16 protein-coding genes are annotated in these 14,529 nt (G+C 49.6%); 2 read left to right on the top strand and 14 right to left on the bottom strand.

What is annotated here, in order from left to right; all coding sequences use genetic code 11:
* Nucleotides 1-23: 23 nt before the first annotated feature.
* The 12 genes from ATH33_RS02280 to ATH33_RS02225 all read right to left on the bottom strand — a co-directional run bounded on the left by ATH33_RS02280 (nucleotide 24) and on the right by ATH33_RS02225 (nucleotide 10,231).
* Nucleotides 24-869 (bottom strand): M50 family metallopeptidase, encoded by an 846-nt coding sequence (locus tag ATH33_RS02280; protein ID WP_165489750.1) that lies wholly within the window; start codon nucleotides 867-869, stop codon nucleotides 24-26.
* A 13-nt stretch (nucleotides 870-882) separates the two neighbouring features.
* The gene (locus ATH33_RS02275; protein ID WP_121874009.1) at nucleotides 883-1,641 is read right to left on the bottom strand and encodes a M23 family metallopeptidase; all 759 of its coding nucleotides are present in this window, start codon (nucleotides 1,639-1,641) and stop codon (nucleotides 883-885) included.
* 96 nt (nucleotides 1,642-1,737) lie between these two features.
* Nucleotides 1,738-2,532, bottom strand: coding sequence for a septum site-determining protein MinD (minD, locus tag ATH33_RS02270; RefSeq protein ID WP_037993501.1), 795 nt, complete (start codon nucleotides 2,530-2,532; stop codon nucleotides 1,738-1,740).
* Nucleotides 2,533-2,558: 26 nt separating this feature from the next.
* Complete coding sequence (locus ATH33_RS02265) at nucleotides 2,559-3,239, bottom strand: septum site-determining protein MinC (RefSeq protein ID WP_037993502.1); 681 nt, start codon at nucleotides 3,237-3,239, stop codon at nucleotides 2,559-2,561.
* A 76-nt stretch (nucleotides 3,240-3,315) separates the two neighbouring features.
* A complete protein-coding gene (gene mreD / locus ATH33_RS02260; protein WP_037993505.1) occupies nucleotides 3,316-3,846 on the bottom strand; it encodes a rod shape-determining protein MreD in 531 nt (176 codons plus the stop codon).
* A gap of 30 nt (nucleotides 3,847-3,876) precedes the next feature.
* On the bottom strand, nucleotides 3,877-4,692 hold the full coding sequence (gene mreC, locus ATH33_RS02255) for a rod shape-determining protein MreC (protein WP_082240566.1): 816 nt from the start codon (nucleotides 4,690-4,692) through the stop codon (nucleotides 3,877-3,879).
* A 15-nt stretch (nucleotides 4,693-4,707) separates the two neighbouring features.
* The gene (locus tag ATH33_RS02250) at nucleotides 4,708-5,766 is read right to left on the bottom strand and encodes a rod shape-determining protein (RefSeq protein ID WP_037993509.1); all 1,059 of its coding nucleotides are present in this window, start codon (nucleotides 5,764-5,766) and stop codon (nucleotides 4,708-4,710) included.
* 43 nt (nucleotides 5,767-5,809) lie between these two features.
* Entirely contained in the window at nucleotides 5,810-6,517 is a 708-nt protein-coding gene (gene radC / locus ATH33_RS02245) for a RadC family protein (protein WP_037993511.1), read from the bottom strand.
* 89 nt (nucleotides 6,518-6,606) lie between these two features.
* The gene (locus tag ATH33_RS02240; RefSeq protein ID WP_037993512.1) at nucleotides 6,607-7,206 is read right to left on the bottom strand and encodes a Maf family protein; all 600 of its coding nucleotides are present in this window, start codon (nucleotides 7,204-7,206) and stop codon (nucleotides 6,607-6,609) included.
* 196 nt (nucleotides 7,207-7,402) lie between these two features.
* The gene (locus ATH33_RS02235; protein WP_037993514.1) at nucleotides 7,403-8,518 is read right to left on the bottom strand and encodes an SPOR domain-containing protein; all 1,116 of its coding nucleotides are present in this window, start codon (nucleotides 8,516-8,518) and stop codon (nucleotides 7,403-7,405) included.
* Nucleotides 8,519-8,565: 47 nt separating this feature from the next.
* On the bottom strand, nucleotides 8,566-9,267 hold the full coding sequence (locus ATH33_RS02230) for a prepilin peptidase (RefSeq protein ID WP_121874008.1): 702 nt from the start codon (nucleotides 9,265-9,267) through the stop codon (nucleotides 8,566-8,568).
* The gene (locus tag ATH33_RS02225) at nucleotides 9,260-10,231 is read right to left on the bottom strand and encodes a type IV pilus twitching motility protein PilT (protein WP_170151219.1); all 972 of its coding nucleotides are present in this window, start codon (nucleotides 10,229-10,231) and stop codon (nucleotides 9,260-9,262) included. Before ATH33_RS02225 ends, ATH33_RS02230 begins: the two co-directional genes overlap by 8 nt.
* Before the next feature lie 165 nt (nucleotides 10,232-10,396).
* On the opposite strand from ATH33_RS02225, the gene ATH33_RS02220 reads away from it, so the two are divergent.
* Together ATH33_RS02220 and ATH33_RS02215 are read left to right on the top strand one after the other, a co-directional pair.
* Nucleotides 10,397-11,131 (top strand): ABC transporter ATP-binding protein, encoded by a 735-nt coding sequence (locus tag ATH33_RS02220; RefSeq protein WP_037993519.1) that lies wholly within the window; start codon nucleotides 10,397-10,399, stop codon nucleotides 11,129-11,131.
* Entirely contained in the window at nucleotides 11,128-12,357 is a 1,230-nt protein-coding gene (locus ATH33_RS02215) for an ABC transporter permease (protein ID WP_037993520.1), read from the top strand. Before ATH33_RS02220 ends, ATH33_RS02215 begins: the two co-directional genes overlap by 4 nt.
* A 30-nt stretch (nucleotides 12,358-12,387) precedes the next feature.
* Here ATH33_RS02215 and ATH33_RS02210 read toward each other — a convergent pair whose 3' ends face one another.
* Both ATH33_RS02210 and murC read right to left on the bottom strand, forming a co-directional pair.
* On the bottom strand, nucleotides 12,388-13,029 hold the full coding sequence (locus ATH33_RS02210; RefSeq protein WP_037993522.1) for an SCO family protein: 642 nt from the start codon (nucleotides 13,027-13,029) through the stop codon (nucleotides 12,388-12,390).
* Nucleotides 13,030-13,128: 99 nt separating this feature from the next.
* Complete coding sequence (murC, locus tag ATH33_RS02205; protein ID WP_037993770.1) at nucleotides 13,129-14,514, bottom strand: UDP-N-acetylmuramate--L-alanine ligase; 1,386 nt, start codon at nucleotides 14,512-14,514, stop codon at nucleotides 13,129-13,131.
* Between the last annotated feature and the right edge of the window lie 15 nt (nucleotides 14,515-14,529).

The raw sequence follows: 14,529 nt of genomic DNA, 5'->3' as shown, positions 1-14,529 counted from the left end.
TTCGCTTCCAACTCCACCCAATTTCATGACGCAAACCATTCCTTGATGGTTGTTTTGCCGTACGGACAAGACATGTAAGCATCGAGCAGCCATTCTTCGGGCAAAATACTTACCAGTTCCCCGTTTTGATCCACAATCTCCAAAACATGGTATTTTTCTTTACAGAGCTTTAAAATCACCTCATTCAAACGGGTGTCGGGTTTCATGCGCAACTTTTTGACCGGGCGGGACAGATCGGGATGATGACGCCGAAAGAGAAGAAAACGGACAAAATGGATATTTTTCTGCCTGAACATCCGCAAATTGGAATAAAACAAAAAGATGCCGAGGATCAGCAAGTGAACCAAAATCCCCCCGGGTGACCAAAAAAGGGCCAGCACGCACAATGCCAGCGACCCGGCCATTCCCGTCCACAGTGTAAAGTGAAGGCAAAACCGGTACGGGAAAAAATAACTGAGCGCCGAAAGAAAAACACGCCCCCCGTCCAAAGGATAGACAGGCAACAGGTTAAACCCGGCGATCATGAGATTCCCTTGGATAAAATATTCTGTCCACTCCTTTGTCCACCATCCTTGCCGGAAGAAAAACAAACTGATGAGGATCATCAGGATATGTTGAAACGGTCCGGCCAAAGCGACGGTCATCTCTTCCCGGGACGGCACCGTTCCCCATTCATCGGTTTTCACCACACCGCCAAACGGCAACAGCTCAATGGAATCCACCCTCCAGCCGAATGCACCGGCAGCGGCGGCATGGCCCAATTCATGAATCAACACCAGCACAAACAAAGTGATGATCTCAATAAAATAGCCTGTCCATACCGCTGAACAGACAATGAGCCAAAACAAAGGATGAATTCGAACGGGCACCGGAACCATCCGCTTAATCAAACGGAATCACGCTCACCGGATTGATGAATGCTTTATTTTTCCGGATGGCAAAATAGAAAAAGGATTGATTCTCCATCTTTTTGACCGTACCAATCTCTTTTCCTTTTTGAACCCAGTCTTTTTCTTTTACTTTCATATCTTCCAACCAGCCGTACCATGTTTCGGTCCCGTTGGCATGCTGAATAATGATGGTGTTGCCAAGTCCTTCTTTATACCCTGTAAATTGAACCCTTCCCTCTCCCGCAGCCACCACTTTGGCCGACTCCGGGGTGACGAGAACCACTCCTTTTCGTTTCTCATCAAACGGCAAGGCTATTTTCCCCGCCACCGGGGCAGTCCACTGCTCCTCTTTTTTTTCTTGATGGTTCCCCGAAAAGGCAGGCAACAACGCCGGGGATCCGGCGGCATATTTTTGATACCAGTCCAACACGGTTGCGAATTGAAATTCCTCTGTGAGCGACCGGGATATCCAATGTTTCACAGGAGCGGTCCGGGCAGACGGCAACGAATAAACCGCGGCGGTTGCCAAAAACAAAATCATCACAATGATCCACTGATTCAAAAATGATTGGAGCGGTTTGCGTTTGGCTTTGTTTTCCTCCGGCTGTTTCACGGATGCCTGATACCACGGGACCGAACCGGATTCCAAGCGGTTTCCGGCAAGATTCCGTTCTCTGATCTTATTCATCTGACGCCATTGTTGCTCCCGTCTTTTTCGAATTTGCCGAACCCACTCATGTTCACTGGCCATAGGTTATCACCCGTTTGTCCATTTTTCATCAATATATGTCCAACCCATCCGGAATATGAAAAAAGCAGACCGTCCCGGCCTGCTTCGTTTGTCGCATCAAGCAAATCCCAACCATTTTTTCATTTTGGTGAACACGCCGGCTTCTTTTTCCAAAACCATGAGGGGAACCATTTCCCCCTGAATCCGGCGCGCGATATTCCGGTATGCTTTTCCGGCTGGATTCCGATGGTCATAAACGATCGGTTCGCCCGTGTGCCCGGCCCGGATCACCTGCTCATCATCGGGAACCACCCCCAGAAGATCCACGGCCAGGACCGCCACGACTTCATCAACATCCATCATGCTTCCGTCTCTGGCCATTTGCTTGCGCAACCGGTTTACCACCAATTTCGGTGCCGCCACTTCCTCTTTTTCCAATAAACCGATCACCCGGTCCGCATCCCGGATGGCCGCATTTTCGGGTGTGGTGACGACAATTGCCGCATCCGCACCGGATACGGCGTTTTTAAAACCGACATCAATGCCCGCCGGGCAGTCAATGAACACATAATCAAATTGCTCTTTTAATTCGGCAATCAACCAACGCATTTGTTTTCTGGAAACGGCGGTTTTATCCCGCGTTTGGGCGGCCGGCATCAAATAAAGCTCATCACAACGCTTATCCTTGATCAAAGCCTGTTCAATCCGGCATTTCTTCTCCAACACGTCAATCAGGTCATAAATGATCCGGTTCTCCAATCCCATCAATACATCCAGATTTCGAAGACCAATATCTGCATCGACCAAACACACTTTTTTCCCGGACAAAGCAAGGGCGGTTCCAATATTGACCGAAGTCGTCGATTTCCCCACGCCCCCTTTGCCCGAGGTTACAAGAACACTCTCTCCCAATGCTCACCCTCCAAACCATCTGTCATCTATAAAAAACGCCGTCTGTTTGTTTTCCACTCGAATTCCGGACGCAACTGCCCCAGAAGATGAATTTTCTCCACAGCAATTTGATGATCCGACAAATAAGCAAAACGCATTCCCACTTCGGCCTCGTCCCAACGATCCGGCGGGCGGGAAATCACATCTGCAATGCGAAGCTGTGTGGGACGCAAAACCGATGCGACGATGATGGCATTTTCATCTCCCTCACATCCGGCATGGGCCAGCCCCCTCAACGCCCCCAATACATAAATGCTTCCCGTGCATTGAATCGTTCCGCCCGGATTCACATCCCCCAGAAAAAGGAGATTTCCGCTATGTACCAACACTTGACCGGAACGCACCGTCCCCGATTTGACTTCAATCTCATCTTCTTCCCTTTGCAGATAATGCTTTCCTTCCGACTGGAATTCGTGAATAATCAAGTTCTTTCGCTTGGAGAACAATGCGCGTATCGACTTTTCTTCCGTCCGGGTAATCTGCCGCTCCCCCAGTTTGATGATGACTTTCATGTCAGGACCATCCCAAATATTTGCGGCTTGCGTGTTTTCCAGCTTATGTTTTAACTCTTCCAATACAGCTGAAAAGGGACGCGAATCATCGAGATAGAAGAGAAGGCCGTCTTTGGTGCCTTTGATCGTTACGCCCGGTTTTAACACTTTACCCATCTTGACGTCACCCGCCTCACTATTGATTTCGCTTTCTCCCTTTATTTTCCTTCCATCCGTGTCGCGCTTTAAAGGCTTAACGCAAAATCGTGTCAAAGATAATGGAGCGATTTCGTTTTTTCTGATAGATCCAGCGGATCGGCTGATGAATGAGATAGGCCAGCAACAAATTCAACAGGATGGACGGAACGATATGGAGCCAAAAGGCATAAGAAAAATCCATCTTTGCAAAACCAAACAACCAATACCATCCATAGAGGATGATAAAATATGCGGATTGCCCCAAAAAGAAGGTGATCCCTGCGATCCATTGATACAACGAGAAAGCGCCGGATAACAGATAAGTGCCGTATGCGACAAGAGGGAACGTGAACGCTTTGATCCCGATGGCCGGCCCGTAAACAATATCATGGAACAATCCGAAGATAAAACTGATCAATAATACATAACGGCGCGGCAAATAGAAAGAAATAGAAATCAAACCACTTACCACCAATGCCGGAATCATGACAAAAGTGCTCCCCCAAGATTGAGGGAGCAATAACTGCAATTTGGATCCTTCCAATATAAATAGGAAGGAGAGAAAAGCGACGAAGTATTTTTTCATCGATTTTCCCCTCCTGTTCCCGGTATGTTTTTATTTCTGAAGCTGATTTAATTGTAATTTCTCCGGATCTTTCACCACCATGACAAAATCCAGATTCTCAAACGATGCGGACGGTTTGACGTAAACCACCTGTTCAACTTTTCCTTCACTCATTTTCACATCGTCGACGGTACCGATCAAAATCCCCCCCGGATAAACATCCGATAACCGGGAAGTCACCACCATTTGTCCTTTCTTCGGCCGGGCGGTGACGGAGACTTTATTTAAAATCAAACATTTTTTCCGGGGATCATACCCCTCGACAATTCCCAACACTTCCTCCGAACCGGTCTGAATCACCGCTGCAATCCCGGGGCCTCCTTCGGAATCCGTCAACAGCTGAATTTCGGACATGTACTTTGTCACATTTTCCACCCGTCCGATCAATCCCTCGGAAGTGATGACCGGCATTTTGGGCTCGACACCGTCTTCCGAGCCCCGGTTAATCACCAGCCGGTTATTCCAACGGTCCGGATTGCGGTAAGCCACCCGGGCCGTAATGGTATCCATCGGATGCTCTTTTTTGTAGCCGAGAAGCTTTTTCAGCTCCTCATTTTCCTTTTCCAGGTTTTGCGCTTGAACTTTCAATTTCATCATGGCGGTTTCGGGGCTTTCTTCTTCATTTCCCGCCGCAAGAAGGGGTTGGACAGGGAGATGAATCAAGGATTGGATCCATCCGAAGCCGTTGATGAACCAGCTTTCCGGTGCCGTAAGCGTTCCCCTTTCCCCCCGTGTCACATTGACAGTCAGAAAGATCGCAACAACAAGGGCCATCACAATTAGAAACCGATTGGTACTGCGCCTCATCCATTTCACAACCCTTTAATAAAAACGTTTCCGAAACGACTCCAGATAACCGGATTGATTTTTCGGATTCAATTTATCAAGATGCTCCAAAGAAGCACCCGTCCCAATCGCCACGCAATCCAGCGGGTTTTCCGCGATCATCACGGGCATGTGGGTCTCCTGATGCAAACATTCATCGATATTGCGAAGCAAAGCCCCTCCCCCGGTTAACGTAATCCCGCGTTCCAAAATATCGGCCGCAAGCTCCGGCGGGGTTTCTTCCAAAGTCAATTTCACGGCATTGATAATCTCTCTGACCGTTTCGGACAAGGCTTCCGCAATTTCTCTCGAAGTGATGGAAATTTTTCTGGGAAGACCGGTGAGCAAATCCCTTCCTTTGATTTCCCGTTCTTCCTTGCCGGAATCATCATCGGTCGGAATCGCCGAGCCAATCTCCAATTTCAGCATTTCCGCCGTCCGCTCGCCAATCAATAAGTTATGCTTCCGGCGGATATATTGGATGATCGCTTCATCCATTTTGTCGCCGGCCACCCGCAACGACTGGCACGTCACGATTCCCCCGAGGGAAATGACCGCCACTTCGGTGGTGCCGCCGCCGATATCCACCACCATGCTCCCGGTCGGCTCCCATACGGGCAGACCGGCCCCGATGGCCGCCGCAAAGGGTTCTTCAATCGTGTAAGCCTCTTTGGCTCCGGCCCGCGTCGATGCTTGTTCCACCGCCCGCTTTTCAACGGGGGTCACCCCTGACGGAATGCAGACCATCACATTCGGCTTACGGGGAATGATCATCTTTTGATCCATCGCTTTTTTGATAAAATACTCCATCATGGTTGCCGTGGTGGTGTAATCCGCAATCACACCATCTTTCATCGGGCGGATCGCAACAATGTTACCGGGGGTGCGCCCGATCATGAGTTTGGCTGCATTTCCCACCGCTTTGATTTCTCCGGTTCCCGATTCCATGGCCACCACGGACGGCTCCCGGACCACGATTCCTTCCCCTTTGACATATACCAAGGTGTTGGCCGTCCCCAAATCAATTCCCAAATCTTTGACAAAACCGCCAAACATAAAATTCCTCCTCCCCATGATACCTGATCTGATTCATCGCCGGTCATTCCTCCGGAATCATGCCGTGCTCACGCATGCTCATATACAATTGATCCCCGATAATCAGGTGATCCAGAATTTCAATCCCCATTAATTTCCCAGCTTCCACCAACCTCTCCGTCACTTCGAGATCTTCCGGGCTGGGGGTCGGGTCCCCGCTGGGATGATTATGTACACAAACGATTGCCGCAGCACTGAAACGGATCGCTTCATGGAAGATTTCCCGGGGATGTACAACAGAGGCATTTAAACTCCCTTTAAAAATGCACTGTTTTCCGATGACTTGATACTTGGTGTTTAAAAAAAGGCAAACGAAATGTTCCTGTTTCAGAAAACGAAGCTCTTCCATGACGTAGCGGGCAGCATCTTGCGGGGAATGTATGGCATACCGTTCCTCAGGCAGCAACCTTGAAATCCGTTGCCCGAGTTCAACCCCTGCCATGATTTGCACGGCTTTGGCAAGGCCGATGCCATGAATTTGCATCAATTCTTGGAGTGAGATTTGTGTGAGGGCTTTCAGACCCCCCGTTTTGCTCAACACACGTTGCGCCAGCACCATGACCGATTCTCCCGTGCTTCCCGTCCGAAGCAAAAGAGCCAACAACTCCGCATTGGACAACTTCTCCGGCCCGAAGCGCAACATCCGCTCACGGGGTCTTTCTTCCTCCGGAACATCTTTTAACATCGGCAAAGAATTTTTCGGTTCCTTCATCTTCCATCCTCCTCTGCCGGCCGCTCCACTCCTTCCTCCCGGAGGATTGAACCAAGTTGTCAAAGGGCAGCAGAGATGAATCTCCGACGTTAATCCTGTGCAAGGGTATAACCGGTTTCGGTCAGCATTTCATCCAAGAGGGACAAAGACATGCCGACCACATTAAAAAAGCATCCTTCAATCCGGTCCACCAAACAAGCTCCCAACCCTTGGATTCCGTAAGCTCCAGCTTTATCTAAAGGCTCTTTCGTGTTCACATACCATTTGATTTTCTCATCGGAAAGCGGTCGCATCCAAACACGCGTCATCCGGTGCGATACAACCTCTCTCGTGATTTCTCCCTGATCAACGGTGATCACAGAAAGACCGGAATAAACCTGATGCTCTTTTCCTGACAACATCCTCAACATGGAAGCGGCATCCTGTTCATCTTTCGGCTTTCCCAAAATGTTTCCGTTAAACACAACCACTGTATCTGCTCCGATAACCAATGCATCCCGGCATCCGGCGGCAACCGCCTTCCCTTTGCGCCTTGCCAGTTCTTCCACAACTCTTTCCGGCAAACCGGGTAAATCCTTGTTCTCATCAATGTGGCTTGTTTGAACACGAAACGGAACTCCAAAACGAGCAAGCAATTCTCTTCTGCGAGGAGATCCGGAAGCCAAAACGATTTCGCGTTTCATATCCATCCATGAACACCTGCCTGAAAACAAAAACCAGCCAACGTTATAATCAATTTCCAAAAATTTACAGATTGTCTTATCAAGGAAAAAAGCACCCGCTTTCGCGGGGTGCCGTCAATTCATATATCATTTTTTAGTTTATCAGATGGCAAGCTCTACAACAAGATTCCAAATGCCCTTGGAGCCATTCGACCAAAAAATTTCATTGTTCTTTTAAGGATTGAATCAATTTCTCGTAACCAACCGTATACCGGATCAACCCCTCTTGCATCTGCCACAGAAGCGCCTGTCCGGGATTTTTTTGTGCAGCCAACCCGCTTTGCACGGCCTGATCCAACGCTTGGATCATCTTGTCTGCCGATTCCTTGGCGTCACCCGGGAGTTTTCCTTTCACCGATTGCATCCGGACGACGAAGTTTTGGAATTGTTCAGATAACCCCCCCGGCACCTTCAGCGGTGTTTCCTGCTGTGCCTTCCCCCGGATGGCACCGGCTGACAGGCTGCTTAGTTGTTGCACCAGGTTGTTTCCTTGTTTCAATGTATCCAGAAGTACTTGGTTCACTTCCGGATCCAATGCCGCTTCTCCTTGTAATTGGACTTCCTTCAAATAGACGGAGACATCCTGTTCCTGATAAATCGCCGACAATTTTAACGCCAGATCCCGGTCAGGCGCCATCCCCAGATAAATCCGGTACGGAGCTTGTTCCGACATCACGGCGGCCAACCCTTGCACCCGGAATTGATTCATCGCTTTTTCCGCTCCAGCTTTTTCTTCATAACTTCCCGCCTGCAACATCACGGTCTGAAGCGGGGGAAGAGACTGGGAACGGCCGGTTGGTTCCGGTACCGGCGTTTCTTTCCCCCCCGCATCCGCCGGCGGATTGAGATGAGAATCAATGGTGCGGTTGGAAAACGTGGCATTTTCGTTAAAAAACAAATTCAACACGGAAAGTCCCATGACGGTGCCGATCACCAGCGCGGCCCCGGCCGAACATATCATTTGCCAGGCAGGGCTGAACCGCCTTTTTTTCCCGGTTCTTTTATGATGAAACGGATTGTTCGGGGAAGCCCACTGAATCACCCGTTTTTCATTCTTTGCCTTTTCCCACGGCCACACGCTTCCTGCCGTCAAATTTTTCATTTTCAGCCATGGTTCCAAAAACGGCTTTTGCGTTTTTGTTTTCGGCTTGTTCAGCGGTTTGGTTTCCGCTGTGACGGAACAGTCATGCTTCGGCTTTGCAGCTACCGGTCTGGTTTGGAGCCTTACCTTTAATCCGGTTTTATGCACTTGCACTTGAGATTTTCTCAGTTTTTCCATGGATTGACTGCCCCCTCTCTATCATCCTGTTAATATAGTTTATGAATTCATAGGAACGATAGAACCAAAACAGGGCAGGAAAATTGCAAAAACTGTTCCCCGTACCAATCCCGGAGCATATCCCCGCACAATAAAGAAAGGATCATTCCGACGGCCAAATGAGGACCGAAAGGAAGCGGTTCACGGATGGCCGCCCTCCCCCGGGTTTGGAGACGTCCGGTCACATGAAGCATGGAACTCAGTGTAGCTAACCAGATGGACAACAAAAGTTGCGGCCATTCAATCACCCAGGATGCCATGGCGACCAGCTTGACATCGCCCCAACCCAGCCCGCGGCTGATCCAGCTTACCAGAGACAACCCCGACGTGATGAAAAATCCTCCGGTCAAATAAACGGGCACATGGGTTCCATCCATAAAGAAACGCCACGACATAAAAAGGAAAAACCCGCTGTAAGTGACCACATCGGGAATCAGAAAAAACCAGATGTCGGTCAATGCTATCACCAATAACAACCAAACCAGCACCGTCGCCATCCAACTTTCCCAACCGGTCCCCAGCTTCCATTGAACCACCCATGACAAGCCGGCGGAAAAGATGGCGAAGAAAACCCGGTACAATGGTTTCAAACGGAATGAATAACGCACTGGCTCCCCGACTTTTCCCGATCCGATCCAATAAGCCAGCCCGGGAATCCAATAAGCAACAATTCCGCTCAAGACCGCCGTCATCCATCCAAATTCATTCAATGCAACTGATTCCTTCCTCTTGCAATTTTCTCAATTCCATTTCCATGGTCTGCATGCCTGAAGCCTGATGAGCCTGCATCACGGAAGGGAGCTGGTGGATCTCGCCATTTCGAATCAGATGGGCAACAGAACGATGGTTCAACAAAACTTCAAACACTGGCCGCTTCTGCCTGCCGTTTGGTCCGGCCATCTTTTGTGCCACCACTGCCGACAGCGAAGCAGCCAGTTGTGACCGCACCCATCTTTGCCGATCCGCGGGAAAACTGTCAATGACCCGGTAAATCGCTTTTTCCACATTCCCGGCATGGAAAGTGGCCATGACCCGTTTCCCCGTTTCGGCAAGGTGAAGGGCGGCCATGATGCTTTCAGTGTCTCTTAACTCCCCGACCATGATCACATCCGGACCTTGCCGCAAAGCGGACAACATGCCGCTTACATAACTTTCGGTGTCTTTCCCGATTTCCCGTTGGATGACCAGCGACTTTTTTGACGCATGGAGATACTCGATCGGATCTTCCAAAGTCAGGATATGTAAGGCTTCCGTACGATTCAATTCCTGGATCAAGGAAGCCAGCGTTGTCGTTTTTCCGCTTCCGGTCGGGCCCGTGACCAACAGCAAACCGGTTTGAAACATCACTTTTTGATACAGCACCGGGGGAAGATGAAGCTCTTTCGGAGTCGGAATGCGATCCGGCAAAAAGCGGATGGCCAGCGCCAGCCGTTCTTGTTTTTGATAACAATGGACCCTCGCCCGGTGATGACCTGAATACCATTTGAAATCCGACTCCCTCGCCGGATCGGCCCCGGATGCCATGCACTTTTCAATTTCTTCTCTTTTTCCCCGGCCGGCACACAAAACAAAGACCTTCCCGTTCACCCGCACACAAGGATGCTCCCCCTCAATGTAATGCAAATCGGTCGCGCCTTCTTTCAAGGCAAGATGAACGGCTTCCTCCAAAAGCATCCGCTTCCCTCCTCCCGCAAAAAACATCAACAATTTTTACCAATTCTACTTTATTTTGAAATTTCCTTTCCATCCGCGGATCATTTCCCTGCTTGCAATCCTTTCTTTTTTCACGCAAACTAATGGTAAACCATATCCATTTTTCAATGCATAAAGGAGTATTTTATGCTTTCAGTCAAACAACTTTACGGTGGATATGCCCGTCAACATCCGGTCATCAAAAATGTCAATTTTTCGGTGAAACCCGGTGAAATGGTGGGCCTCATCGGATTGAACGGCGCCGGAAAGAGCACCACCATCAAAAATATCCTGGGCCTTGTCACCCCTTTTTCCGGCACCGTCACCATCAACGGGCACACGTTGTCAGAAAATCCGAAATCGTTCCGGTCCCAACTCGCTTATATCCCGGAAACCCCGCAATTTTATGAAGAACTCACTTTATGGGAGCACCTGGAACTGACAGCCGGTGCTTATCAATTGTCTCGGGAAGAGTTTAAACAGCGCGCAGGGGCCTTGCTGGAACGTTTTCGGATGAACAAAGTGAAAAACTGGTTTCCGGACAATTTTTCCAAAGGAATGCAGCAAAAAATCATGATCTTGTGCGCTTTCTTGGTCCGCCCCCGTTTTTTGATCATCGACGAACCCTTTGTCGGGTTGGATCCGCTGGCCATCCGTTCTTTGCTCCAATTGTTGGAAGAAGGAAAAAAAGAGGGGATGGGCATTTTAATGTCCACACACATTTTGGAAACGGCCGAAAAACATTGTGAGCGCTTTGTATTGCTTCATGAAGGCGAAGTGCGCTTCTCCGGAACCTTGTCCGAGATGAACCGGCAGGCAGGAACCCGAAACAAGGCATTGGATGAATTGTTTATGTTGGCGATAGAAGGGAAGCGATCATGAATACCGGTAAACTTTTTTATGACCGAATGAAAAATTCCTGGTTGGCTGCCATGCAACGCATCCGGATGGTGGCCAGCGGCGGGGGGACGCCCCTTTTTCTGGGAATCTTATTCATTGCTGTGTATTTTGCTTACGAACAATTCCTGATCTGGCTGCCCCCCGATTTTCCGATCGAACTTTTGTTAACCCTTCCTTATGCCTTGCTCTTGACATCCAGCCGGATCCGCACATGGATTCAACCGGCGGATTCCGTTTTTCTTCTGCCTCTGGAAACCCGGATGAAGCCATATTTTCGGGCCGGATTGATCTACAGCACAGCCATCCATCTGATTCACCTGGCCATTTTCACCCTGCTGGTTTATCCGGTTTATCTCGCGGTTTGGAAAAGCCATGGGTTCTTTTTTGCCTCCTTTATCTTTTTTGCCGTCATCCAAGTGGCAAACATCTTCGCCGAATGGTGGCAAATGCGGTTAACCGTTTTGCTTCCCGTGCATCAAGTGCGTCTGGTGACCGGAATCCGCTTTCTTTTCAACGGCGGGGCCGCTTATGCTTTTTTGCATCAGCAGGGAATCCTCGCGTCAGGCATGCTCATCGGCCTTGTGCTTTTAGCCTTTGCCATTTACCGAAAGGCTCCCGCCTATCCCTATCCCTGGCGGTTGATGCAGAAAACGGAAACAAAAACGTTAGCCCGTTATCATTCGCTGGCCGGCCTGTTTATGGACATGCCGCGGCTCAAAACCCCTGTCAAGAAACGGACATGGCTGATCCGGCTCCTTCCCAGTTGGTCTTGGCAAAAAGCATCTTCTTATTTGTATTGGCGCACCTTTTTTCGGAAAAGCGAGCTGTTTTCCATTCAGATCCGCCTGCTCATCTGGGCCATGATCTTGATCGGGATCTTTCCAAACCGATGGGTGAGCGCGGGCGTCTATGTCGCCTGTGTCTGGATGTTCATCAAGCAATTGCCGCAATTGGCAGATCCGAAACAATACCCGGGCATTCGCCGGTTATATCCCCTCTCAGCCGCTCAATGGGCAAAAGGGTTGACGTTCATCGGATGGGTAAACCTGGGAATCCAAACCTTATGGATTGCGTTATTCGCTTGGGGGGTTGATGCATTGTCAACCCTGGAATGCTTGTTGTGGATCATCGCCGGTGCCTTGTTCAGCTCGGCGCTCAGTTTTCTTTATTTGCCCCGCCAAGGGGAACGTCTCATCAACTCCCGTTAAAAAAAAGGCTTGAGAATCATCTCAAGCCTTTTATTTTTGCAAGTTTTTAATATCCTGAATGATCCGGTCAGCGTCCGGCTTCAATCCGTCATAAAATTTCACGACTTTCCCGTTTTGGTCAATCAGATAAAATTGTGTCGGGTGATTGATCAAAAGCGGAACATCGGGGGACGGCCCTTCCTGCTGAGAGATGGAACCCTTAAAAGCCTCCCGGGTCAGCTTTTGGATCTCCTCCAGGGAATAACCGGTCAAAAAGTGCCATGAATTCAAATCGGCATGGTGCTTTTCGGCAAACTCCCGCAACTGTTCCGGTTGATCATGTTCCGGGTCCACCGTGAAAGATACGATTTCCGCTTCCACCCCGGCTTGTTTCAGAGCTTCTTGAACTTTGGACATGTTTGCTGTCATCGGCGGACAAACATTGGGACAACGCGTGAAGATAAGGTCGGCCAGCCATACTTTTCCCTTCAAATCATCCAACCCGACGGTTTCGTTGTTTTGATTGGTATATGTAAATGAAGGGACCCTCCAATTCAGATCGGACACATCATTATCGGATGCGGCACTTTGTCCGGTTTGGGTTTCTTCTGCCGGACGATCGCCGGCACTGCATCCGGCCAAAACGGCCAACATGCCGATCAAAATCAACGTAAGCCATTTTCCTGACTTCATCGGTCTCTCCTCCTTCCTCATGCAAAGCATAGCATAAATCCTTCCTGCAGAAAAAGAGCCGATGAAATACCGGCTCTTTTCCGACTCCGCTATGAATTGTTACTCATTCACCCGTTCTTTTTGCAATTCATCTTTCAGCATGTGAGCCACCCGCCAAATATCGCCGGCTCCCATGGTCATCACCAAATCGTTGGGCTTCAGATGTTGAACCAGATATTCAACCACTTCTTCTTTGGTGGCCAAAAACCGTGTATTGGCATTGCTGTTTTGCTTGATCAGTTCGGCCAAACGCTCGGCGGTGACGCCGGGAATCGGTTGCTCGCCGGGCGGTGCATAAATTGTATTGATGATCACTTCATCTGCATCGTAAAAAGCCTGGCTGAATTCATTCATCAATAAATGCGTGCGTGAATACCGCTGCGGCTGGAAGACCACAACCATCCGGCGGTCGAGCGCCTTTGCCCCTTTTAATGTGGCTTGGATTTCGGTCGGATGATGGGCATAATCATCCACAATCAAGATGTCTTGTTCTTCGCCAATCACTTGGAAGCGGCGTTTGGCTCCCTGAAAACGGAACAACGCTTTCACAATTTGCTCAAACGGCACCCCGGCTTCCAAGCAGACAATGACGGCCGCCAAAGCATTGGCCACATTGTGGCGTCCCGGGATGTTTAACAGCACATCCCCCAAAACTTCCTCCCCGCGCACAACGGTAAACTGAATCTGACGCAAATTTTCGCGGATGTTCACCGCCCGGTAATCCGCATCGCGTTCAATGGCATACGTGATGATACGGCCATTTACATCATCCGCCATTTCCCGGACATATCCATCGTCCCAAAACAGCACTGCCGCACCGTCCGGCCTTACCTGATTGAGGAAGGAACGGTACGCCTTTTTCAAGTTTTCAAAATCGCCGCCATAATTTTCAAGATGATCCGCTTCAATATTGGTCACGACAGCCAGATGCGGATAATACTCCAGGAAAGACCCGTCGCTTTCGTCCGCTTCGGCGACGACATAATCGCTCCGGCCGGCTTTGGCATTTCCTTTCAAGGCAACAATCTCTCCACCGATGATATAGGTCGGATCCACTCCGCACAATTCCAGCGTCTGGGCAACCATGGAGGAAGTGGTTGTTTTTCCATGAGCCCCTGCAACAGCGATCCCTTTTTTGTCATTTAAAAGGCGAGCCAACATTTGAGAACGGTGAAGCACTTCAATCCCTTGTTCTTTGGCCGCCACCCGTTCCACATTGTCCGGAGAAATGCTTGAAGAATAGACAACGATGTCCGCCCCGTGAACATGCTCAGCCGAGTGCCCGATCGAAACCTCGGCTCCGCGCTCCATCAGGTTTTTCACCAATGCGTTTTCGGCCACATCCGAACCGGACACCTGATAACCCAAGTCCAAAAGAACCCGTGCAATGGCACTCATGCCATATCCGCCAATTCCTACAAAGTGAACCCTTTTTTGACTATTCATCGTGAAATCACCAAC

Origin of the sequence: Thermoactinomyces vulgaris, from assembly GCF_003688725.1 — a bacterium.
Classification (GTDB): Bacteria; Bacillota; Bacilli; order Thermoactinomycetales; family Thermoactinomycetaceae; genus Thermoactinomyces; species Thermoactinomyces vulgaris.
The sequence above is the reverse complement of the archived record's forward strand: the minus strand, read 5'-3'. Positions and strand labels throughout refer to the sequence as shown.